Source organism: Cupriavidus sp. Met-2, assembly GCF_049843575.1.
GTDB lineage: Bacteria > Pseudomonadota > Gammaproteobacteria > Burkholderiales > Burkholderiaceae > Cupriavidus > Cupriavidus metallidurans.
In genome coordinates, this window is sequence record NZ_JBBHZL010000002.1 from 659347 (window position 1) to 682423 (window position 23077).

22 protein-coding genes are annotated in these 23077 nt (G+C 63.7%); 8 read left to right on the forward strand and 14 right to left on the reverse strand.

What is annotated here, in order from left to right:
* Positions 1–6: 6 nt before the first annotated feature.
* From WD006_RS08290 to WD006_RS08320, 7 genes are all read left to right on the forward strand, one after another.
* Positions 7–771, forward strand: a complete 765-nt coding sequence (locus WD006_RS08290; RefSeq protein ID WP_011871455.1) for a DsbA family protein — start codon at positions 7–9, stop codon at positions 769–771.
* A 184-nt stretch (positions 772–955) separates the two neighbouring features.
* On the forward strand, positions 956–1450 hold the full coding sequence (locus WD006_RS08295) for a JAB domain-containing protein (RefSeq protein WP_009876611.1): 495 nt from the start codon (positions 956–958) through the stop codon (positions 1448–1450).
* A 158-nt stretch (positions 1451–1608) separates the two neighbouring features.
* Entirely contained in the window at positions 1609–2055 is a 447-nt protein-coding gene (locus WD006_RS08300) for a TIGR03757 family integrating conjugative element protein (protein WP_011871456.1), read from the forward strand.
* Positions 2052–2999, forward strand: coding sequence for a TIGR03756 family integrating conjugative element protein (locus WD006_RS08305; RefSeq protein ID WP_009876613.1), 948 nt, complete (start codon positions 2052–2054; stop codon positions 2997–2999). Before WD006_RS08300 ends, WD006_RS08305 begins: the two co-directional genes overlap by 4 nt.
* Positions 3000–3068: 69 nt before the next feature.
* Complete coding sequence (locus WD006_RS08310; protein ID WP_009876614.1) at positions 3069–4406, forward strand: integrating conjugative element protein; 1338 nt, start codon at positions 3069–3071, stop codon at positions 4404–4406.
* Entirely contained in the window at positions 4403–4762 is a 360-nt protein-coding gene (locus WD006_RS08315) for a hypothetical protein (protein ID WP_009876615.1), read from the forward strand. The genes WD006_RS08310 and WD006_RS08315 overlap by 4 nt, the downstream gene beginning before the upstream one ends.
* Before the next feature lie 15 nt (positions 4763–4777).
* Positions 4778–6295 carry a conjugal transfer protein TraG N-terminal domain-containing protein gene (locus WD006_RS08320; RefSeq protein ID WP_009876616.1) on the forward strand — a complete coding sequence of 506 codons (1518 nt, stop codon included), beginning with the start codon at positions 4778–4780 and terminating at the stop codon, positions 6293–6295.
* 13 nt (positions 6296–6308) lie between these two features.
* Here WD006_RS08320 and WD006_RS08325 read toward each other — a convergent pair whose 3' ends face one another.
* From WD006_RS08325 to WD006_RS08335, 3 genes are read right to left on the reverse strand one after another with little or no spacing between them, the layout of a single operon-like run.
* Complete coding sequence (locus WD006_RS08325) at positions 6309–6686, reverse strand: DUF3742 family protein (protein ID WP_011871459.1); 378 nt, start codon at positions 6684–6686, stop codon at positions 6309–6311.
* A 27-nt stretch (positions 6687–6713) separates the two neighbouring features.
* The gene (locus tag WD006_RS08330; protein ID WP_009876618.1) at positions 6714–7172 is read right to left on the reverse strand and encodes a type II toxin-antitoxin system YhaV family toxin; all 459 of its coding nucleotides are present in this window, start codon (positions 7170–7172) and stop codon (positions 6714–6716) included.
* Complete coding sequence (locus WD006_RS08335) at positions 7172–7489, reverse strand: type II toxin-antitoxin system PrlF family antitoxin (protein WP_009876619.1); 318 nt, start codon at positions 7487–7489, stop codon at positions 7172–7174. Before WD006_RS08335 ends, WD006_RS08330 begins: the two co-directional genes overlap by 1 nt.
* Before the next feature lie 305 nt (positions 7490–7794).
* Here WD006_RS08335 and mobH point away from each other — a divergent pair, with 305 nt between their 5' ends.
* A complete protein-coding gene (mobH, locus tag WD006_RS08340; RefSeq protein WP_009876620.1) occupies positions 7795–9639 on the forward strand; it encodes a MobH family relaxase in 1845 nt (614 codons plus the stop codon).
* 80 nt (positions 9640–9719) lie between these two features.
* Here the strand turns inward: mobH and WD006_RS08345 are convergent, their stop codons facing one another.
* From WD006_RS08345 to WD006_RS08395, 11 genes are all read right to left on the reverse strand, one after another.
* A complete protein-coding gene (locus WD006_RS08345) occupies positions 9720–12371 on the reverse strand; it encodes an excinuclease ABC subunit UvrA (RefSeq protein WP_020924950.1) in 2652 nt (883 codons plus the stop codon).
* A gap of 25 nt (positions 12372–12396) precedes the next feature.
* Positions 12397–14262: a Na+/H+ antiporter NhaA gene (gene nhaA / locus WD006_RS08350; protein WP_011871462.1), complete on the reverse strand. Its 1866-nt coding sequence runs from the start codon at positions 14260–14262 to the stop codon at positions 12397–12399.
* A 54-nt stretch (positions 14263–14316) separates the two neighbouring features.
* Positions 14317–15630, reverse strand: a complete 1314-nt coding sequence (locus tag WD006_RS08355; protein WP_023106336.1) for a replication-associated recombination protein A — start codon at positions 15628–15630, stop codon at positions 14317–14319.
* A gap of 51 nt (positions 15631–15681) precedes the next feature.
* On the reverse strand, positions 15682–16989 hold the full coding sequence (locus tag WD006_RS08360; protein ID WP_425648194.1) for an NAD(P)/FAD-dependent oxidoreductase: 1308 nt from the start codon (positions 16987–16989) through the stop codon (positions 15682–15684).
* A gap of 16 nt (positions 16990–17005) precedes the next feature.
* Positions 17006–17836, reverse strand: a complete 831-nt coding sequence (gene fghA, locus WD006_RS08365; protein WP_011871465.1) for an S-formylglutathione hydrolase — start codon at positions 17834–17836, stop codon at positions 17006–17008.
* Between the two features lie 58 nt (positions 17837–17894).
* Positions 17895–19229 carry a DUF3422 family protein gene (locus tag WD006_RS08370; RefSeq protein WP_023106334.1) on the reverse strand — a complete coding sequence of 445 codons (1335 nt, stop codon included), beginning with the start codon at positions 19227–19229 and terminating at the stop codon, positions 17895–17897.
* 182 nt (positions 19230–19411) lie between these two features.
* Complete coding sequence (locus WD006_RS08375) at positions 19412–19810, reverse strand: VOC family protein (protein ID WP_017514589.1); 399 nt, start codon at positions 19808–19810, stop codon at positions 19412–19414.
* Between the two features lie 43 nt (positions 19811–19853).
* Positions 19854–20963, reverse strand: coding sequence for an S-(hydroxymethyl)glutathione dehydrogenase/class III alcohol dehydrogenase (locus WD006_RS08380; protein WP_007182549.1), 1110 nt, complete (start codon positions 20961–20963; stop codon positions 19854–19856).
* A 59-nt stretch (positions 20964–21022) separates the two neighbouring features.
* Positions 21023–21298 (reverse strand): formaldehyde-responsive transcriptional repressor FrmR, encoded by a 276-nt coding sequence (gene frmR / locus WD006_RS08385; RefSeq protein WP_007182548.1) that lies wholly within the window; start codon positions 21296–21298, stop codon positions 21023–21025.
* A gap of 282 nt (positions 21299–21580) precedes the next feature.
* On the reverse strand, positions 21581–22471 hold the full coding sequence (locus WD006_RS08390; protein ID WP_007182547.1) for a carbon-nitrogen hydrolase family protein: 891 nt from the start codon (positions 22469–22471) through the stop codon (positions 21581–21583).
* Positions 22468–23076, reverse strand: a complete 609-nt coding sequence (locus WD006_RS08395) for a GNAT family N-acetyltransferase (protein ID WP_007182546.1) — start codon at positions 23074–23076, stop codon at positions 22468–22470. The genes WD006_RS08390 and WD006_RS08395 overlap by 4 nt, the downstream gene beginning before the upstream one ends.
* Between the last annotated feature and the right edge of the window lies 1 nt (position 23077).

The window sequence follows — 23077 nt, forward strand, 5'->3', positions numbered from 1 at the left end:
AACACCATGGAGCAGAAGCGTCCTTCCATTCCGATACAAGTCCAGGCGTTCCGCCGTCGCCACAGGCGGCCCCGCTGGCCTTGGGCCTTGACTGCTGCGCTGGTCGCGCTGCTGCTGATCTGGCTCGTGTCCCGGTCGCCCGGCGAATCCTCATCGCAGTCGCCCACGCCGGCTAGCACGGCGCAGATGGCCGGGCCGCCCTGGAAAATGGGCAACCCCGAGGGCCGTTTCACACTGACGCTCTATGCCGATCTGGAATGTCCGTTCTGCCGGGAGTACTTCCCGCAGCTCAAGCGCTGGGTCGGCAGCAACGCCGACGTGACCCTGCAATGGCATCACCAGCCGCTGGCTGCGCACGAGCCGGCCGCGTTGGCCGAGGCGCGTCTGGTCGAGTGCGTCGCCGAAGCCGGCGGGCATGCTGCCTTCTGGCGAGCCGTCGAGTGGGTCTATGCCCACACGCGCAGCGACGGCCTGGGACTGCCCGATGGCCTGCGCTACCCCGAATCGACGCCGGCCGTCGAGCAGTGCATGGCAAGCGAGCGGGTCGACGCGGCCATCCGCGCCCAGGCCGCGGAAGCCACGAAAAGCGGCGTGACGGCCACGCCGTCGCTGCGCCTGCTCGATCGCCAGACGGGTCAGTCCATCCTGCTGCAGGGACCGATCGAAGGCGATGCCTTGCTGTCGGCCATGGACATGCTGTCCGCTGATGAACCACCCGCCACACCCGCCACCGAAATGCCTGCCGACGTTGTCGGCGACATGCCCAGGTAGCCCGCGGTCCTTGAGGCTACGGCGCAGTCTTCTGCGCTGACCGCTCCCCGTTCGCTCCGCATCCTGGCCGCGAACAATCACCTCTGCGTGGTGGTGGATGCACCTTGTTCCGTTGTTCTCATCCCCAGGAGGGCTTGCCCTCCCAGGGCGTGCGCCCTCTGATCTCATCATCCGGAGGTTCGCCATGTCTCTCGTCGTCAATGACTCCTGCGTGGAGTCGCTTTCCGCTGTCGCAGCCCAGCGTGAGGACTGGATCATCCAGCAGGCTATCGCGCTGCTGGAGAGACGGATCTTCAAAGTCGGACCGTGCCTCAGCCGACCGGCCGCCGTGCGGGACTACCTGCGTCTAAAACTGGTCGCTGAGCCCAACGAGGTATTCGCAATCGTTTTCCTGGACAGCATGCACCAAGTGTTGGCCTACGAGCCGATGTTCAGGGGCACGATCAATTCGACTGCGGTCTATCCCCGTGTCGTCGTGCAGCGTGTATTGGAGCTGAAAGCCGCCGCAGTGGTCTTCGCGCACCAGCACCCCTCGGGTGTCACTGAGCCGTCGAGCGCCGATCGTGCGCTGACCCAGCAACTGCAGGCAGCGCTGGCGCTGATCGATGTTCGGGTACTGGATCACATCATCGTTGGCCAGGGGATTCCGTACTCCTTCGCGGAGCACAGCTTGCTGTAGCGCATCGTTCATTGATCACAACGGGGGCTTCGGCCTCCGTTTCTTCCTTGCCCCGAAGCAAGCAGGTATGCGGGGTGTCCGCGATGCGCATTGTTTGTGGGGGCTGCACCGGATTCGGCGTTTGACTATGGCCCTGATCAACTTCCGGGGCACGTGTCATGCCAGCATCTTTTCCCAGGTTCGCGCCAAGCTGGCGAGCCCTTGGCCTGGCCGTTGCACTGCCGGTGTCCTTGGGTGTCTTTAGTCCGGCCACATTCGCTGCCGATGTGCTGGTCATCACCGACAGCCGCCATCCGGTCAAGACCATGGGCGGCGAGCGGCTGATCGAGCTGGACGAAGCGCACCGGATCGAAGCGGAGCTTTCTGCGGAACTGCCCGCCGAACCCGAGCAGGCGACCGCCATCGTCAAGCGCCGACTGAACAGCGGCGGCACCGATCTCCAACGCCGCATCGCTTCCGCCTACCAGGGCGTCACCGACGCGTGGAGCCTGGGCATCACCAGCATCCCGGCCGTCGTGGTGGATCAACGCTACGTCGTCTATGGCGAACCGGATGTGGCCCGCGCAGTCGCTCGCATCGAGCAGCACTGGAGGGCCCAGCCGTGACCCGCCCATTCGACCTGATGCGCCGCCTGCGTGCTGGCGTGGCGTCCGTTCTGCTGCTCAGCGCCACGGGCAGCTACGCGCTCAACACCGCAACCATCGTCGGCTCGGTGGCATCGCCAGACTGCCTCGAATACCGCGTCGTCGGGATCTGCTACTGGCTCTACTGCACCTGGACGGGCTGTACGGTACGCACGTCCATCAAGGTCCGCCACTACATCCCCGATGCGATCGTCTCCAGCTACAGCAACACCGGCGAAAACCCCTGGATCGAAGTCCGGCCGATGAGCACGCCCAACCCATCCGCCCAAACCGGCGGGGACGGAACGACGAACGAGGACCACGAAAACAACCTCGCCAAGTTCAAGAACGCGGACGTCATCGGGCACCCGGGCGTCGAGGTGTTCAACCAGTTCGTGTCGTCCTCGGGCTACTTCTGCGAGGGTGCGGGCACGGCGTTCATGCCGTACTTGCTCGGCACCCTGGACACGCTGGCCTGGCGCTACAACGTGCCCGAGATGGCCTACCCGGAGGCGCTAATTCCCGGCATGCGTGAGGTCGGTGCACGCACCACGATGAACCTCTGGGGCAACGTGTATCCCCGCGGGGGTTTCCTGCACCAGACCGACGACCACAAGGCCAGTGCAGTGGTGGCCCAGCGCGCAGGCGATGTCGTCACGCGCCGGGGACAGATCCACGTTTATCAGCCGCTGCTCGCCAACTCCCGCGATGGCTACTGGCCGGCTGGCGCGCTCATGGAGAGCGATGCCTCGACGGGCAAGTGGCAGGAACTCACGCCAGTCCTGTCCTCGTCCTGCTCGGTCTTCCCGCGCAGCGGCGCCCTGACACAGGCCCGGCAAGGCGATTACGCCTGGGCGCTGTGGCGGCCCTATGCGTGCTGCGAACGCCGGGGCCAGGTGTTTCTCGGCAGCGTCGATTTCCTCTGAGGTGGTGCCATGAAGTTCCGTCCTGCATTCAATCCGTTCTCCCGCCGGGTACGTCGCACGAGGATCGTCATGGCGGTGGCCGGTGCGCTCGCGCTGACGAGCGGTGTGGCCTGGAGCCAACTGGGCTACCAGACCGGCGGCAGTGTCATCGGCGATGACGTCATGTACTCGATCGGCGGCGGAAACGCCGTGTCGATGGGACGTGCGGCTGGCATGCGCTCTCTCGGGGTCGGCGTGGGCTGGAACAGCAACTTGATCTGCGGTGACATGAGCATCCAGACCACGTTGAAGAATCAGCTCAACGGCGTCACCAACGGCTTCCAGCAAATCATGTCATCGGTGATCCAAAGCGCCACCAGCGCGGTGGCGTCGTTGCCGGCACTGATCATTCAGCGGGCCGATCCCGGCCTCTACAACCTGCTCACCAATGGCGTGTTGCAGGCACGGCTCGATTTCGACCGCTCCAAGCTGACGTGCCGTGCCATGGCGGAGAGGATGGCCGAGACGGCGGGCGGGCAGCTCGGCTGGAGCCAGATGGCAGAAGGCTTGGCGCTGCGCGATGCGGTGTCGAGCACGGATGCGGTCTCGGCCGTCGAGCAGGCCGAGACGCGCCGCGGCAATGACGGTGTGCCGTGGGTCGGGGGCAGCAACGCGGGAGGCTCCGGCCAGCCCGCGATCAAGGTCGTCGGCGATGTCACCCGCGCCGGCTACAACCTGGTCAACGGCCGCGGCGTGACCGATACATCGTCCATCGCACCGACCAGTTGCAGCAGTCTCTCGTGCCAGACCTGGACCTCGCCGCAGGCCGCCGTCGAGTGGGCCACGCGCGTACTCGGCGAGAAGGAACAGCGCACTTGCGATGCCTGCACCAAGACCGAGACGACGCCCGGCGTAGGGCTGACGCCGTTGATCCAAGAAGAATACGACGCCAAGCTGCAGGCGCTCCAGGATCTGGTGTCCAAGGCGAAGAACACGACGCCCGAGAACCTGCGCGAGGCTGGCAGTGCATCGCTGCCCATCACCCGCGGCGTGATCGAGGCGCTGCGTGACGAGCCGGACCAGCACCTGCTGTCGCAGCGCCTGGCGTCCGAGGTCGCGCTGTCCTCCGTGCTGGAGAAGGCGCTGTTGCTACAGCGCACGCTGCTCACGGGCAAGAAAGAGCCCAACGTCGCGGCCAACGAGCTTGCGGTGGAGGCCGTGAACAAGGAGAGCGATACGCTCGACCGCGAGATCCAGAACCTCAAAACGGAACTGGAACTGCGCCGCGAGCTGGCCAACAACTCGCCGATGGCCATCATTCAGCGCCATAGCACGCGCGCTTCGGGTTCGCGCGGCATCTACGAGGGCGATCCGGTGCCCGACCGTCTCGACCAACTCCAGAAGGGCAATCCGGGAGGTCGGCCATGAGCGAGGCTCGCATGACTTGGCGTCCACTACGCTGGCTGTTCAGCCGGCACGCGGCGAAAACCCTGCTATGGCTTGTGCTGGTCGTGGCCGCCGCCGTAGGGGCCAACGTCGCGGGCATCTACCTGGTCGGCAGTGTCGCGGCCTGGGAGCGGTGGCTGGCGGCGTCCGCAGGGTATTTCTTCATCTGGCGACTGTGCCTGTACGGCGGTACGGCCTATGGATGGGTCTGGATGCGCCGTCGGCTGCTGGCCCGCGAAGACAGCACGCAGGCGCGACGTCGGCTGATCCGCGCAGAGGTCGCCGGCGTCCTTGCCATTGTGGCGCTCGAAGCCAGCCTGTTGATGCAGGCCGCTTGAGGGGAGATCGAGGCAATGACGCTTTTCACGACCGACTACCTGGAGTACTACCTCACCCTCGTGTCCTGGATCGTCAACAACGGCATCTGGGCCGTGCTGGTGTCCAGCGGGGTGTTTGCGCTGCCCTTTGTGGCGATCGTCATCCAGGAATGGCTCAAGGCCAGAGCGGAGGGCGCCGACGAAGGCAACAAGGGCGTGCTCTCGGCGGCGCGCATCGAGAACCGAGTATTTGTGGCCATCGTGGTCGTGATGTTCGCCGGCATTCCGTTCATCGACGTCGACCTCAGCACTATCCAGTACGACAGCTCGCGCTCGGCGCAGTGCCAGGTCAGCGTGCCGCAGCCCGCGCAAACTGGCTGGTCGCAGTCCTTCAGCACCATCAACAACCAGTCGGCGAAGGTTCCGGTCTGGTGGGCTTTCATGCACGCGCTTTCGCGCGCCGTCACGAGCGCCTCGGTGGCTGCGATCCCGTGCGGCACGGATCTGCGGCAGATGCGGATGGAGATCGATGCCACACGCATCGACGACCCGGTGCTGGCCCAAGAAGTGGCGGATTTCACGCACGATTGCTATGGACCGGCTCGCGCCAAATTGTTCATGGCGCGGCCGGAGCTGGACGAAACGCAGATGAACGATGTGACCTGGATCGGTTCGAGGTTTTTCACGGACACGGGCGGTTACTACGACAGCTACCGCTCTAGCACGGCGCGCGAGGCATGGCCCTATGACGACACCCGCGACGCTGGGCTTGCGCAGGTTGCCAATGGTGGCGGCTACCCGACCTGCAGGCAGTGGTGGTCCGACGGCAGTAACGGACTGCGCGCGCGGCTGCTGGGGCAAGTGGACCCAAGCCTGCTGAATCGCCTGGCGGGCTGGGCTGGATTCCTGAGCCGGGCCGAGGTGGACGACTCCGTGATCCGCGCCATCGCGTCACCGCGGCAGCAGAAATTGAACCAAGGCAGCGTCTATACGGACTACGGCGGTCAGATCGACAAGACATTGCCCAATGTCGTCAACCGTGCCACCAGCGATGTTGGCTTGGCGGTTGGGGCTCTCGCCGCCTTCCCGGCAATGGACGTAGTGCGCCAAGCACTGCCCATGGTGCTCGCGCTGCTCAAGATGGCGCTCGTGATCTGCATTCCGCTAGTGCTGGTCGTGGGCACCTATGACCTGAAGATGGTCGTCACCGTCAGCACCGTCCAGTTCGCGCTGTTCTTCACGGACTTCTGGTTTCAGCTCGCACGCTGGATCGACAGCACCATCCTCGATGCGCTCTACGGGTGGGGCTTTGGCTGGAACCGGCCGCATACCAACTTCGACCCGCTGGTGGGGCTGAACAATGCCTTCGGCGACATGCTTTTGATGTTCGTCACCGGCACGATGTTCTTGGTCCTGCCGACTTTCTGGGTGGCAGCGCTTGGGTGGGTCGGAGTAAAAGCCGGGGTAATCGCTCAGAACCTGGCTGTCGGTTCCAAGGAAGCACGCGACAGCGCGGGATCAGGCGTAAACAAGGTTACCGGCAAGGTGCTTTGATCGGTCGCCCATTTCAGTCGTTGAACGGATCGTTCGGGTCGTGCGGGTCGATCCGCTGACCGCTGGACGAATACAGGCCAAAGCCTGCCTCGCCGTTTCGCAGTTCGTCCGGTTGCGTCCAGCGATCATCATTGACCGTCGAATTGCTGGCCGTCCATGCTGCGGCAACCCCAACCAGAAGCACCAACGCCAGCCAGAACGCGGCGTAGAACAGCAATCCCAGCGCGACCAGCTTCACTACCCATACGAGCACGGTGGCCCCGGCAAGCGGCATCCCCTTGGAGGCGAGCCAACACGACAACCTTCGCTCGCCGCGCGCATAGGCGCGCCATCCACGGCCAACGCTGCGGCCGAGGCGTTCTGCGGTGCTGATGCGGGTTGTCGTGTTCATGGTCGTCTCCTGCTACATGAGGAATGCCTATTCCAGTTTGCTCCAATCCTGCTTGCTTGCCTGCACCAATACGTTCCAATCGTCTGGTGGATTTCCACGTCCGAGCATTTTCTCGAACACGGCATAGGGATCTGACTTGCTCCCCGAAGACCGCAAGGTCTGCTCATCATTGACCCAGGCGTACACGATGACCTTGGCCTTCGAGTCGTACCGGAAGAACAACCGGAACCGCCTTCCGATCTTGGCCCTTCGCCAGTGCCGGTGGGCCAGCCCCAGGGTGTTGCCCTGGCGGTACTCGTCGCGTGCCGGATCACCGGGCACCACATCTAATATCAACTGGTTCAAGGCCCGGAAGAGCTTGACGTTGGCGTTGGACTCGAAGCCCTCCGGGTCGTTCTCCTGCGCGCGCCGTGCGGCTGCGTGCAGCTTCTGCAACTGCTCGATCACACAGTCGTGGAACAGCAATGCCCAGCCATGCCGTTGCATCAGAGTTCCACTTCGCCGTCGATTTCCTCGTCCAGCTTCACGCCGTGACCCGCTTGCTCCAGCATGGCGCGAGTTAGATCCTCGGGCAGACCATGGACGTTCCGGCCCGCCTCGATGTCGCGGGCCAGCAGACTCAGGAACGCACCGATGGCGGGGTCCTCGTGCTCGGCGTCGGCACGGGTCACGACGACTTCTCCGTCACGCAGGTCGAACGCAACCTTGCCGCCGGCATCGACACCGAGCGCCTGCCGGATGGGCTTGGGCAGCGTGATCTGGCCTTTGGAGGTCAGCGTGGCAACTTCATGAATGGCAGGCATGGCCGTTCTCCTAATAGCGATGCCCTGATGGTAAGGAATATTCCTTACCATGTCAATATGGGGTCTCATGGCGTCCTCCCGAGTCCAAGAATCGGCCCATCGTAGGGCGGGAACACCAAGCCTTCACGCATCAATCCGGCCCGCCGAACCTCGCATTGGCCGTGGACGGTCAATGCCCCACGCCCTATACCCAAATGGTTAAAGGCTAAAGGGCCGAAAGGGCAAGGGAATGGGGTGCAAGGGGAAAGGCCCTACCTCGAAAAGGCGAAAAGGCCCCCCGCTCGGCCCACCACCAGGACACCCGCATGCTCTTTCTGTTCCAGCGGAAACGACCTCCGGTCGCTGCCGCTCCGTCGCCAGCGCCCGCCCTCGATCTCCCGAAAGGGCTGCTGCGGCCCGAGTCGGCCGCATCGCTGCTGGCCACGCCGCGCCGGCAGAAGCTGCTGGAATACATCTGGCAGCGCACCTCCCTCTCGCGCAAGCAGTTCGTCACCCTGTACCGCACGCCGCTGGAACGATATGCCGAGCTGGTCCAGCAATTTCCCGCTTCCGAAAGCCACCATCACGCTTACCCGGGCGGCATGCTCGACCACGGCCTGGAAATCGTCGCCTACAGCCTGAAGCTGCGCCAGTCCCATCTGCTGCCCATCGGTGCCAGCCCCGAGGACCAGGCGGCGCAGTCCGAGGCCTGGACCGCCGCCGTCGCCTACGCGGCACTACTGCACGACATCGGCAAGATCGCTGTCGATCTGCACGTCGAACTCGCCGACGGCAACACCTGGCATCCCTGGCACGGGCCGCTGCTCCAGCCGTACCGCTTCCGCTATCGTGAGGATCGTGAATACCGCTTGCATAGTGCTGCAACAGGTCTGCTCTACCGCCAACTGCTCGATCGGCACGTCTTGGACTGGCTCAGTGGCTACCCGGCGCTATGGGCCCCGCTGCTCTACGTCTTGGCCGGACAGTACGAGCATGCCGGGGTCCTGGGCGAGCTTGTCGTGCAGGCTGATCGCGCTTCTGTGGCTCAGGAGCTGGGTGGTGATCCGGCCCGCGTCATGGCAGCACCCAAGCACGCACTGCAACGCAAGCTGCTCGACGGGCTGCGTTATCTGCTCAAGGAAGAGTTGAAGCTGAACCAGCCGGAAGCCTCCGATGGCTGGCTCACCGAGGATGGTTTGTGGCTGGTGAGCAAGACGGTTTCGGACAAACTGCGCGCACACCTCCTGTCTCAGGGGATCGATGGCATTCCTGCGAACAACACCGCCGTGTTCAACGTGCTGCAAGACCACGGCATGCTCCAGCCCACCTCGGACGGCAAAGCGGTCTGGCGCGCGACCGTGACCAGCACGACCGGCTGGTCCCATTCGTTCACCCTGTTGCGTCTCGCTCCCGCGCTGATCTGGGAGTCTGGCGAGCGACCAGCACCTTTCGCGGGCACGGTAGAGATCGACGCGACGCCCGCGGAAAACGACGCCTGCATGTCGGCTCCCGCGCCTACCGTCTCGGTGAACCCAGCGCAGGGAGGTCAAGAGCCTCCGATTTGGGAGGGCGACAGCACCACCATCGTTTCACCGCCCGCAGCCCAGCCCGTGCCCGACGTCATGGAGGATTTGCTCGCGATGGTGGGCTTGGGTGAGTCGGCCGGCGTTGGCCAGGATGCCGAGGAGTTCCTCCACACCCCCGCGCCAGCAACAGCCGCGACGTCCATTCCATCGCCTGCACCTGCACCCGCGCCTACGCCTGGGTCATCGGCAACGAAGCCATCCGGGGAACAGTTCATGGTTTGGCTGAAGCAGGGAATCGCCTCACGACGGCTCATCATCAACGACGCGAAGGCACTCGTGCATACGGTGAATGAGACGGCCTACCTGGTCAGCCCGGGTGTGTTCCAACGCTATGCGCAGGAGCATCCCGAAGTGGCCGCACTCGCCAAGCAGGAGAATCAACAGGATTGGCAGTGGGTGCAGAAGCGCTTCGAGAAGCTGCAGCTACATCGAAAGCAGCCCAATGGCCTGAACATTTGGACCTGTGAAGTCACGGGCCCGAGGAAGTCCCGCCGACTGCATGGCTACCTCCTCGAAGATGGGTCCTTGGCACTCGCCGAAATACCGCCCAACAATCCCTATCTTGCTCTGACTCAGGAAGGATGACGCGATTCGGGCATTGATCGCCACCGTCGTGTGGCGACGATCAATGCCCCGCGAAAATTGGCAACATTTGGCGAACTGAGCTACTCGGCCCGCGCCAACTCCTGTGCAAGGAACGGAGCGGTTCTGCTGCCAGACGTTCGGGCCACCTGCTGAGGGGAGCCCGCCACCACGATGCTGCCGCCGGCAGCGCCTGCACCAGGCCCCACGTCGATCACCCAATCGGCCTGGGCCACCGCGCGCATATCGTGTTCGATCATCACTACGGTATTGCCGGCATCGACCAGGCGCTGCAACTGCACCAGCAGCCGGTCGGCGTCCGACGCATGCAGCCCGGTAGTCGGCTCGTCGAGCACGTACAGGCTTCGGCCGCGCTGGCTGCGCTGAAGCTCGGTCGCCAGCTTGATGCGCTGCGCCTCGCCACCGGAAAGCTCAGTGGCTGGTTGTCCCAGGCGCAGATAGCCCAGTCCGATGTCGCGCAGCAGTTGCAGGGGCCTTGCCACCGCGTCTTCACCCGCGAAGAATTCGCTGGCCTCGTCCACGGTCATCTGCAGCACCTCGGCGATGTTGCGCCCGTTCCACTGCACCTTCAGCGTGGCCTCGTTGTAGCGCGCGCCATGGCAGGTCGGGCACGGCGCGTACACGCTGGGCATGAACAGCAGTTCCACGCTAACGAAACCCTCGCCCTCGCAAGTCTCGCAGCGCCCCTTGGCGACGTTGAACGAGAACCGTCCGGCATCATAGCGGCGGCGTCGAGCATCGGGCGTGGCAGCGAACAGCTTGCGCACATGGTCGAACAGGCCCGTGTAGGTGGCCAGGTTCGACCGCGGCGTGCGCCCGATCGGTTTCTGGTCCACCTGCACCAGACGCTGTACGGCGTCCACGTCGCCCGCCAGATGGCCGCCGGTCGCTTCGATCACTGCCGGCCCTTCGCTGGTGGCGCTTTCGGCTACATCGTCTTCCGGCTCGTGGCCCAGGTGCAGCAGCACCAGCTCCGGCAGGGCCTGCGCGACGAGGCTGGACTTGCCCGAGCCGGAGATGCCGGTGACGGCCGTCAGCACGCCCAGCGGAATGCGCGCATTCACGCCATGCAGGTTGTGGCGGTGAATGTCCTGCAGCTCCAGCCAGCCGGTCGCTTCGCGTGCCCGGCTTCCCGGCGCGGGGATCTCATCGAACAGGTAGCGTGCAGTACGCGATTCGGCAATCTTGCGCAGGCCATCCGGCTCGCCGCTGTAGAGCACGCGGCCGCCACGCTCCCCAGCATCCGGCCCGACATCCACCAGCCATTGCGCGCGGCGCATCAGGTCCAAGTCGTGCTCCACCACGAACACCGAGTTGCCGGCGTCGCGCAGCCGGTCGAGCGCGTCGTACAGGGCCTGGCTATCGGAGGGGTGCAGGCCCGCGGAGGGCTCGTCGAGCACGTACACGACACCGAACAGCAGGGAACTCAATTGCGTGGCCAGCCGCAGGCGCTGCAACTCGCCGGCCGAAAGCGTCGGCGTGGCCCGGTCCAGCGTCAGGTAGCCCAGGCCCAGCCCACGCAGTTGGCGCAGGCGTGCCATCACGCCACCGGCCAGGCGCTGCGCGGCGAGGCGCTTTTCTTCCGATAGCGCCGAGGTGCGGCGCACGTCGGGCGATACCGCATGGACGGCGCGGCCGGAGGCCGCGCGTTCGGCACGGTCGCGTCGGGTCGCTTCCTTGTCCGTAGCCGCCCCCGCTGCATGGGCGCGGAAATCGCCCTGGGCGATGGGTTCGAGCAAGGCCGCCAACTGGTCCAGCGGCATCTGCATGAACGCGCCGATGTCCACGCCGGCGAAGGTGACCGACAGCGCCTCGGGCTTGAGCCGCTTGCCGTGGCAGGTGGGGCACGGTTTGCCCTCCATGAACCGGGACACGCGCTTTCTCATCAACGCGCTCTGGGTGTTGGCAAAGGTGTGCAGCACGTAGCGCCTGGCGCCGGTGAAGGTGCCCATGTAGCTCGGCTCCATCTTGCGCTTGAGCGCGGCGCGGGTTTCGGCGGGCGTGAAGCCGGCGTACACCGGCACCGTCGGTGTTTCCTCGGTGAACAGAATCCAGTCGCGATCCTTCTTCGGCAGGTCCTTCCACGGTCGGTCAACGTCGTAGCCCATGCTGACCAGGATGTCGCGCAGGTTCTGGCCTTGCCAGGCGGGGGGCCAGGAGGCGATCGCCCGCTCGCGGATGCTCAGGGAGGGATCGGGCACCATGATGGCCTCGGTCACCTCGTACACATGGCCCAGGCCGTAGCAGGTCGGGCACGCTCCCTGCGGCGTGTTGGGCGAAAAATCCTCGGCGTACAGCATCGGCTGGTTGGCCGGATAGGCGCCGGCGCGCGAATACATCATCCGCACCAGGCTGGACAAGGTGGTCACACTGCCCACGGAGGAACGCGCGTTGCTGGAGCCCCGCTGCTGCTGCAGCGCCACCGCCGGCGGCAGGCCGTCGATCGCATCGACGTCCGGCACGCCGGCCTGCTCGATCAGTCGCCGCGCATAGGGGGCCACCGACTCGAAGTAGCGTCGCTGGGCCTCGGCATAGATGGTGCCGAAGGCCAGCGAGGACTTGCCGGAGCCGGAGACACCCGAGAACACCACCAGCGCGTTACGCGGGATGGAGACGTCCACCTCCTTGAGGTTGTTCTCGCGCGCACCGCGCACTTCCACCATGCCGCTGGCCGCAGCGGTACAAGAGGATTCACCGAAAGAATTGTTTGGCAAGTTTTTATCCTGTAGTTCGTCCCGCTCAGGACGGGACTTCCTGAGTTCGGGTGCCGCGGCGGCTGGCTTCGAGCACTGCGGTGACAGTGCGGGCGTCGTAGCTGCCGCGCAGACGACGACCCTCGACGAAGAACGTCGGCGTGGCGTGCGCACCGCTGGCGACCGCACTGGCGAGGTCGCGCTCGACACGCTCGATCACCGCAGGGCTGTCGAGATCCGCGATGAACCGTTCGACGTCGAGCCCAAGCTCGGCGGCGTAGCCGATCAGATGCTCGCGCTCCAGCGCATGCTGACGGGTGAACACGAAGTCCAGCCACGGCCAGAACATCCCCTGGTTCGCCGCTGCCTCGGACGCCCGCGCGGCAATCGGCCCGTGCGGGTGGTGCGGCAGATGGCGCACCACATACCGCAGGTCGTCACCGAAGTGGGCGCGAAGATCGTCCCACGAACCGGTGGCGTGCGCACAGTACGCGCACTCGAAGTCCACGTACTCGACGAGTGTGAGCTGGGCGTCCTCCGGCCCGCGGATGTGATCGATCTCCGGATCGACCGGCGGCTCAAGCACCATCGGCAGGTCAGCGGTCTTCTCACCCCACCGCTGGGCGGCGACCTTGAAGATCAGCCACCCGAGCAACGTGGCGAACACCATCGACACGAGCACGCCGACCGTCGCCTGGCGGCCCAGGTCGGAGGTCGTGCCGAACGCGAGCCCGATGATCAGCAGCGACACGGTGAAGCCGATCCCGGACAGCGCCGCCCCACCGAACACGCTCCCCACCCCGACGCCCTCGGGCAGCCGGCCCAGGCCGAGACGGACGGCGACGAGCGTGGTGAGCCCGATGCCCAAGAGCTTGCCGAGCACGAGCCCTGCGATGACGCCCCACGTGACTGGCGAGCCAAAGGCCTCGGCGAGCAGCCCGCCACGCACGTCCACCCCGGCGTTCGCCAAGGCGAAGATCGGCACGATCAGCAGCGCCGTCGGCAGCCGCAGGAACTCGTGCAATCGCTCGTTCACCGAGATACCCCGGGACAGCCCGCAGTCCACCGCGCGGGCCGATGCGGCACTCGGCGACTGCCAGAAGTCACGGAACAACTGTCTTGCCGCAACGACCCCGTGACGTTGCGTCGCATAGGCGGGGATCAGCAGCCCCGCGGCCATCCCGGCGAGGGAGGCATGGATGCCGGAATACACGGTTGCGAACCACAGCACGATCACGATCAACACATACGGCGTCGCCCGCCACTGGCGGGTGCGCCCCAACAACCACAATCCAACGAGGCTGGCGAGGGCGATAAGCAACGGGACGATCCGGATCTCCTCGCTATAGACGATGCCGATGATGGACACTGCGAGGAAGTCATCGACCACGGTCAGGGTGAGCAGGAACACGCGCAACTGACCCGATAGCCGCGGGCCGACGATCGCCAAGGTGCCCAGCATGAACGCCGTATCGGTGCCGACCACCGCACCCCACCCGTGCAGGCCCTCACTTCCGGCTAGTTTCACGATCAGGACATACACCAGCGCGGGAAGCACGACTCCCGTGACCCCCGCGATCAGGGCGAGGCGGGCACGGCTGCGGTCACGGAGCGATCCGTGGGCGAACTCCTGACGCACCTCCAGTCCGATCAGGAAGAAGAAGACGACCATCAGGCCGTCGTTGACCCAGTGATGCAGATCCATGTGTAGGCGCAGTGGCCCGAAGTTGAACCCGACGTCTAGGTGCCACAACTCGAAATAGGCGTTAGATAGCGGCGAGTTCGCCCACACGAGCGCCACAACCGTGACGATCACCAGCAGCACCGCAGCGCCAGACTCCGTGCGTAGATAGTGGGCAACGCGTCTCCGTCTGATATGCGCCGAGGACTCACCAAAAGAAGAGGCTGGCATGTGCTTATCCTGTAGTTTGTGAGATCACGATGGGCAGGTTTCGGAGGCGACCGGTCAGGCGTCCGCCTCTGGCAGCGTCCCATCATCCAGCGAGCGCAGCCAAGTAAGCCATTCTCCCAGCCTGCGCTCAACACCTCTGTCCGTTGGCTGATACCAGCCCGGCCGCGCCACGCCCTCGGGAAAGTAGCTTTGCCCAGCGGCGTAGCCGTTGGGCTCGTCAGGAGCGTAGCGGTAGCCTTCGTGATACCCCATCTGCTGCATCAGCTTCGTCGGCGCATTGCGAAGATGGAGAGGCACAGGCAGGGAGCCGCTGTTCTTGACGAAGGTCTTCGCCTTGTTCCAGGCGGCATAGGCAGCGTTCGACTTGGGGGCGGCAGCAAGGTAGGTCGCCGCGTGGGCAATCGGTATTTCGCCTTCGGGGGAACCCAGCCTCTCATAAGCCAGCGCGGCATTGAGCGCCAGTTGCAGCGCCTGCGGGTCGGCATTGCCGATGTCTTCGCTGGCCACTACCACCATGCGGCGGGTCACCTGGCTGACGTCGCCGCTACCGTCAAGGATGCGGGCCAGCCAATACAGGGCCGCATCAGGGTCGGAGCCCCGTAGCGACTTGTGGAAGGCTGAGAGCTGCCAGTAGAACTCGTCACCGCCCTTGTCGAACCTGCGCAGCGATGGACTGGTGGACAGCTTGGCGGACTGGCCATCGACCACGGTCTTGCCAGCGCCCGACGCCGCATTCGTCACCTGCTCAAGCAGATTGAGGAAGCGCCTGCCATCGCCATCGGCAAAGCCCTTGAGCAGATCCAGCGCGTCCGCGTCCAACGTGACGCCCTGGAGATGCGGCAGTGCGCGTTCGTAGAGTTGGTTCAGTTCGTCGCTGGACAGCGGTTCGAGGGTATAGACCTGCGCGCGCGAGAGCAGTGCGGAATTGACCGCCAACCCCGGATGCTCGGTCGTCCCCCCCACCAGGGTCAGGAGCCCCGACTCGACATGGGGCAGCAGGGCATCCTGCTGCGCCTTGTTGAAGCGATGGATCTCATCGACGAAAAGCACCGTCGATCGACCATGGTTGTCCAGTTCGGCCTGGGCCTCGTCGATGGCTTGCCGGATGTCCTTCACCCCGGCCAGCACGGCCGAGATGGCGATGAATCGGCTGTCGGTCGCACTGGCGGCCAGGCGCCCTAGGGTGGTCTTGCCCACGCCTGGCGGCCCCCAGAGGATGAACGAGTGCAACTTGCCCGCCTCGAACGCGAGACGCAGCGGCTTGCCGGGGCCGAGCAAGTGCCGTTGCCCGACGAATTCGTCCAGCGTCTTGGGCCGCAGGAGTTCGGCCAAGGGAGGCTTGGGCTTTGTCGTGAATAGATCGGTCAAGTTCCTCTCCCTGGCATTTCTGATAGTTGACGTTCCGATAAGGTGGGCACCTCAATCCAGAGAGCCGGATTTATCCAACGCCGTGGGCTCTTTGTCGGCAATCGCATGCATGATGATGCGAGAGCCGCGGTAGCCGATGCTGTGGTTCCATACCCAGCTCAAAGCGACACTGAGACGATTTCGCGTGCCGATCAGAAAGTAGATGTGCGCCAGCTTCCAGATCCACCACGCAAAGGCACCACGCAGCTTCACCCGCCCCATGTCAATCACCGCCAGGCTGCGGCCGATGGTGGCCAGGTTCCCCTGATGCCGGTATTTGAAAGGCCCGTCAGCGGGCTTGCCCTTCAAACGCCGTCCAATCAGGTTAGCGACGTACTTCCCTTGCTGTTTGGCGGCCGGGGCGATGCCCGGCACGGGCTTCCCATCGGCCATGGTGCACGAGGCTGTATCGCCGATGGCGAAGACCTCCGGGCGACCGGCCACCGTCAGGTCAGGGCCAACGACCACTCGACCAGCACGATCAGACGCAGCGCCCAACCAGCGAGCCGCGGGAGACGCCTGGACTCCGGCGGCCCAGACGATGGTCTTGGCCGAAAGGGGCTTGCCGCCATACACCACGCCGTCGGCCGAGCATTCGGTGACCGGAGTACCCAGCACGACCTCGACCCCGAGTTTTTCGAGTGCCTGGCGCGTATAGGCCGAAAGATCCTCTGGAAAGACCGACAACAGACGCGGGCCAGCCTCGATCAGTACAACCCGCGATGTGCTCGGGTCGATCGAGCGGAAGTCACGCGCCAGCGTGTCTCGTGCCAGCTCGGCGATGGTTCCGGCCAATTCAACCCCGGTGGGACCACCACCGATGATGACGAACGTCTGCAGCGCGGCACGCTGCTGAGGATCGCTCGTGCGCTCAGCTTCCTCGAAAGCCGCGAGGATTCGGCCCCGAATGGTCGTGGCATCTTCCAGCGTCTTCAACCCCGGCGCGAAAGCCCCCCATTCGTCGTGTCCGAAGTAGGCATGGGTAGCACCTGTCGCGAGCACGAGCGTGTCGTAGGTTTGCCGCATTCCATTGTTGAGAATGACCTGACGCGCGTCCTGGTCGATACCTTCCACTTCCGCCATCAAGGTGTTCACTTCCGGGCGATTTCGGAAGAGATAGCGAATAGGCCAGGCGATCTCGGATGTCGAAAGTGACGGACCTGCGACCTGGTAAAGCAAGGGTTGGAACAGGTGATGATTGCGCCGATCGATGATCGTCACATCGACCTCGACACCAGCAAGCTGGTTGGCAACCTCGATCCCGCCGAAGCCCGCTCCGATAATGACGACGTGATGTCGGTTTTTGGAGGTCTTTGTCATGACCTGATCTCCTCTCTCAGCGTTTCAGCGCCGATGCGTGGTGTGCCATATGCTCGCCAATGAAGCTGGCAATGAAGTAGTAGCTGTGGTCGTAGCCTGGGCGCAGATTCAACGTGAGCGGGTGCCCCGTCTCGTCGCAGGCTTTGCGCAGCAGGTCGGGCTGAAGCTGGCTCTCCAGGAACTCGTCGCCCAAGCCCTGATCAACCAGCAACGGCAAACGCTCCTGCACGGTGCGAATCAGCTCCACGGTGTCGTACTGCTTCCACACTTCCCGATCGCTGCCCAGGTACGCCTCGAAGGCCTTGTGCCCCCAGGGAACCTGGGTGGGGGCGACGATGGGCGAGAAGGCCGAGACGCTTCGATAACGGCCCGGGTTGCGCAGGGCGATGACCAGAGCGCCGTGTCCTCCCATGGAATGGCCGCTGATGCTCCGCTCCGCTGTCACGGGAAAGTGGGCCTCGATCAGCGCCGGCAATTCCTGCACGACGTAGTCGTACATCCGATGATTCGCAGCCCAGGGTTCCTGTGTGGCGTTGACGTAGAAACCCGCCCCCTGTCCGAGGTCATAGGCAGGATCGTCGGCAACGCCTTCGCCGCGAGCACTGCTATCGGGCGCGACGACGGCAATGCCATGTTCGGCCGCGTAGCGCTGGACGGCGGCCTTGGTGATGAAGTTCTGCTCGGTGCAGGTGAGGCCTGAAAGCCAGTACAGCACCGGCACCTTGCCGTGCTGTGCCTGCGGAGGCAGATAGACGCCGACCTTCATCGTGCAACCGAGCGTCGTGGATTCATGCTGATAAACGTCCTGCCAACCATCAAAGCTGGCGTGATGTTCGATGCGTTCCATGTAGTTCTCCTATGTTCAAAGGAACGGCGCAGCTCTCGCGCGCCAGGACGGCAGCTCGTCAGGAAGATTTCTCTTCCGCTGCCGTGTCGCCGTGGGCGTGTCTGATCCTGCGCACGATCCACCAGATCGTCAGCATCACCGCAGGCACCAGAACCGCCATCACCGGCGCCACGCTGTCGTGAACCATCGGAATGCCCTTGAGCAAATAGCCGAGAAGACTCACGACGTAATAAGAAATTGCCGCGACCGACAGGCCTTCGACGGTTTGCTGAAGGCGCAATTGCATCTTGGCCCGGTTGTTCATCGACGCAAGCAGATCGCGGTTCTGGCGTTCAAGCTCGACGTCGATCCAGGAACGCAGCAACGCGATGGCCCGGGTCAGCTTGTCGGAGAGCTTGGTCTGGCGCTCCTTTACGGATTGGCATGTCCGCATGGCGGGAGCGATGCGACGCTGCAGGAAATCCGCCCAGGTGCAGTACCCGGATACGGCCTCTTCCGAAAGCGCTGCCAGCCTTTCCTCGACGATCTCGTAGTAGGCACGACTGGCGCCGAAGCGATAGAGATTCGCCGCAACGCCAGCTTCCAGTTCGGCAGCCAGGCCGGTCAATTCGGACAGCAGCACGTCGCTGTCGCGCCGTTCCACCAAGCTCGTACACATCTCGTCGGTGATCGCCGCAAGGCGCGACTCCATGCGCCGCAGCTCCGACGTCATCGACCGCGTCAACGGCAAGGACAGCAACGCCAAGGTACGGTAGGTCTCGATCTCCAGCAGACGTTGAGCCAGCGCACCCGCCCGCGCCGGGGTCAAATCGCGGGCAAGGACGAGGATCTGCGTCAGGCCATCCTCATCCTGTCGGAAGTCGGTGAGGATGGCGGCAGAGCCGTTCTCCACCAGCGAGTAGCACAGGCTGGCAGGATCGAAGCGATCGGCCTCCTTCTCCGTTTCCGGCGTCCATGGAAGAAGTCTCAAACGGATGCCGGATACGACCGGGCCGGGAGGAACAAATCCATGCTTGAACGGATTTTCGCCGCACGGCTCTCCCGTCTCGGAATCCAGCGAAGCGCACCAGAGATACGTTGAGAACTCGGTGTGCTTTTCACAGTGCAGGTCTCCCTCATCCCATGTCATGCCGTGAAGCGGCGTAGCGTGGTCGGGCTCGGCAACGCCGAAGCGATGAGACAACTCACTCATCGCCATCTGATCCCTGGCCTGATCGCCTTCGGTCATGAAAGCGAGCTGCAATATGCCGCGGGGGGCCTGAATCAACAGATGCGGGCGCGCATGCACTTCACCCACGGCCGCAGCACGATCGGCATAGGCCGGCATGCCGTACACGGTGGCGGTCGGGGCGGGTTGTACGGTCGTCGCATTGATGTTGGCCGGCTCTTGCATAACGACCTCATTTCTCATTGGTTGAAAAACACGCTTCAAAGCAAATGCCCGCAGCCATGCGTTTCGCACATGGCTGCGGGCCGATCTTCATGAGCAGGCACCGCTCTACACGGTCCGTCTAATAGGCTCGCCGTATAGAGGCTTGTGCTGGCCCTTTCAGAACGCCCTCAGCTTCCTTGCTTTCAGACGAAGGTGTACGAGCAGACCTTGTTGCCCGCCGGATCACGCAGGTAGGCCGCATAGGCACCCGGCAGGTGACCACGTGCGCCAGGCTGGCCCTCGTCGGTGCCGCCTGCGGCAAGGCCGGCAGCATGGAAGGCATCCACTTCGGCGGGAGTGGCGGCCGCAAAGCCGATCGTCACGCCGTTGCTGGAGGGCGCTTCACCATTGCCCGGACGGGCGATGATGAAAGCCGGCTTTTCGCGACCGAAAAGTACCCATCCGTTGTTGAAAGGACCGAGGTTCTTGATGCCAAGAGCACCCAGAGCGGCGTCGTAGAACGCGACCGACTTCTGAAGGTCGGCAGCGCCGATAAAAATGTGCGAAAAGATGCCATCGCCAGAAATGACAGGAGTGGACATGATTAATTTCCTTGGTGGTTGGTGTTGAATGGGTAGTGGGCGGTCAGTAGTGGATCACCGTGCGAATCGACTTGCCTTCATGCATCAGGTCGAAGGCCTTGTTGATGTCGTCGAGGCCCATGGTGTGGGTGACGAACGGGGCGAGATCGATCTCGCCTTTCATTGCGTCCTCCACCATGCCGGGAAGTTGAGTGCGGCCCTTGACCCCGCCGAAAGCCGAGCCCTTCCAGGTGCGACCGGTGATCAACTGGAACGGGCGCGTCGAAATTTCCTTGCCTGCACCAGCCACGCCGATGACGATCGACTGGCCCCAGCCACGATGTGCTGCTTCTAGTGCCGAGCGCATCACGTTGACGTTGCCGATGCACTCGAAGGTGTGATCGACACCCCAACCGGTCATCTCGATGAGAACCTCGTGAATCGGCTTGTCGAAGTCCTTCGGGTTGAGGCATTCGGTCGCGCCGAAGGTACGAGCCAGCTCGAACTTCGCTGGATTGGTGTCGATGGCGATGATGCGACCTGCCTTGGCCTGGCGTGCCCCCTGAATCGCAGCGAGCCCGATGCCGCCGAGGCCGAAGATGGCCACAGAGTCACCCGGCTGAACCTTGGCCGTGTTGTGAACAGCGCCGATGCCGGTGGTCACACCGCAACCCAGCAGGCAGACATGCTCGGGATTGGCGTCCGGGTTGATCTTGGCCAGCGAGACTTCGGCCACCACCGTGTATTCGCTGAAGGTCGAGCAGCCCATGTAGTGGTAGATCGGCTGGCCGTTGTAGCTGAAGCGGGTGGTGCCATCGGGCATCACGCCCTTGCCCTGGGTGGCGCGCACCGCGACACACAGGTTGGTCTTGCCGGACTTGCAGAACAGGCACTCGCCGCACTCGGCGGTATAGAGGGGAATGACGTGATCGCCAGGCTTCACGCTGGTCACACCTTCACCCACCTCCACGACGATACCCGCACCTTCATGACCCAGCACGACCGGGAAGAGACCTTCGGGGTCGTCGCCCGACAGGGTGAAGGCGTCGGTATGGCAAACGCCGGTGTTCGTGATCTTGATGAGCACCTCGCCCTTGCGCGGCGGCTCGACGTCGATCTCGACGATTTCCAGCGGCTTTCCTGGCCCGAAGGCAACTGCTGCACGTGATTTCATGATGTCGCTTCCTTTACTAGCTAACTAAATTTGCCCTCACCGAGGGCACCCTGGTGCCTCTACCGCAGATAGGAGCGGACGATAGAGATGGTCTCGTCAATGGACTTGTTCTGCGAATCGCTCCTGATTTCGCTACTGGGAAACTCTTCCCGCAGATAGCTCTCCAGAACGGTTGCCATCAATCCGTTGACTGCCCCACGAACGGCCGCAAGCTGCTGAAGAATTGCAGGGCATTCCGCACCTGCATCGAGCGCTTGCTCAAGAGTCGCTACCTGACCTTTGATGCGCCGGATGCGCGTCAGGGCTTGCTTCTTTTCTTCCGGGCTGTGTGGCATCGAACACCTCTCTACTTGGGTACACCGCCGCATTATACAATACTCCACCATAGTATATGCGGCCGAACTTCGCCACAAATTCTGTGCTCTTCGAGCACTATTACAGGCTAGTACAGATTTGTTCCCAAGAAGCGCAAAACATTCAAATCAATGAATATTTCTTGCATGTATCGACAGCATCGGGGCAAGTTCAAAACCGGTCAAACTGGAAAAATCTATGCGCAGATAGATATGGCCTATCTAAGCCAACTCATCGAGCTGAAGCTATCAAGATGAGACCGGCTAGGCGACCTGACGACCCGAGTACCGAGCCTTCCTCAGTGCAGGCAACATCTGGCCGTCCCAGTCACGATCGACCGCAACCTGGGCCTGTTCCTGGTTTCGTTCGAGGGCTTCAACGTCCAGATCAGCAATCGCCCATGTCTGCGTGCCGCAAGTCGTCGCGAGAATGCCATCCTCCGGGAATCCGCGATCCATGGGTGCATAGATCGTGGCCTCGCCAGTATTCGTGTCCAGCGCCGGGCTCCAGTCAGCAGCTCCGGTCGTCACGGCCTGCGCGATGAACATTCGGTTCTCCAGTGCCCGCGCCATGCAGCCCACACGGACCCGGGTTGCACCTGCTTGGGTGTCGGTACAGCTCGGGACCAGCAGCAGGCGCACTCCCGCCTCTCGCTGGGCTCGCACGGGCAATGGAAACTCACTGTCATAGCAAACAGCGATGCCGGCACGCACGCCTTTCAAATCGAACACCTTCAGTTCGTCGCCACCCTCGATGACGCCGGCGTCTTTCTCGAACCCCGTCAACTGCAATTTGTCTTGGTAGTCGCGTGTGCCGTCAGGCGCAAACCACCAAGCCCGGTTGCGGTAGCGGTCCAATCCAACCTGGGTCAAAAACGTACCGGCCTGAATGGTCATGCACAACTCGCGCGACAGGTCGGCATACAGTGCCAGCCACGCAGGCTGCAAGGCCTGCAGCGCGGCCAGAGAGGCGTTGAAATCATGGCGGATGCCAGGCTCGAACGTTGCAGCCAGTTCGAGGGATAGATACTCGGGCAACACGGCCAGTTCCGCCCCGCCACGGCGCGCCTCCTCCAGAACCAGCCGCTGCCGCGCAGCAAATGCCTCGAAGCCCGCGGGCTGACCCACTGAGTATTTCGCAACTGCTACTTTCATTTCGCGTTCTCCAGGGAGTGCAGCCACATCGTGAGCGTCTGCTCGGTTTCGCTCGGCTCACCCACCTGCTTCCAGGGCAGCGTAACCTTCATGTCCGACTGCCGCACGTAGCCGCGACGGGTCCAGAAGGGGTCATTACTGCGGTAGTTGGAAGGACGCCGGAGATCGTCGTCTGCACGATCCACCGACGCGAACGATGCCCACTGCATGCCGCCCAACGAACGGGCATGCGCTTCGCGCTCGTCAAAGAAGCGATGGCCCAGGCCAAGGCCCCGGAAGGCCGGGAGCAGGACTGATTCGCCACAGTAAAACACTGCCTCCACCGGGATTCCTCGATCGGCGAACGGCACATGGAAGGCCGGCTCCGCATCGCCGAGCGGCAACCCCGTGGACGCACCCACGACCACATCATCAGCGAGCGCGAGTACCAGCAGGCTGTCTGCCGAACGGGCGTACATGGCGAGGTAGTGCTTCTCGTATTCGGTGTCGCCCTCGTACAGGTAAGGAAAGCTGCGGAAGACGCTCGCCCGCAGGCCTGCCACGGCATCGAACCATTCGGCAATGTCCGGGCCACGACGAACCAGCACCTGCACGTCGCTGGTCATT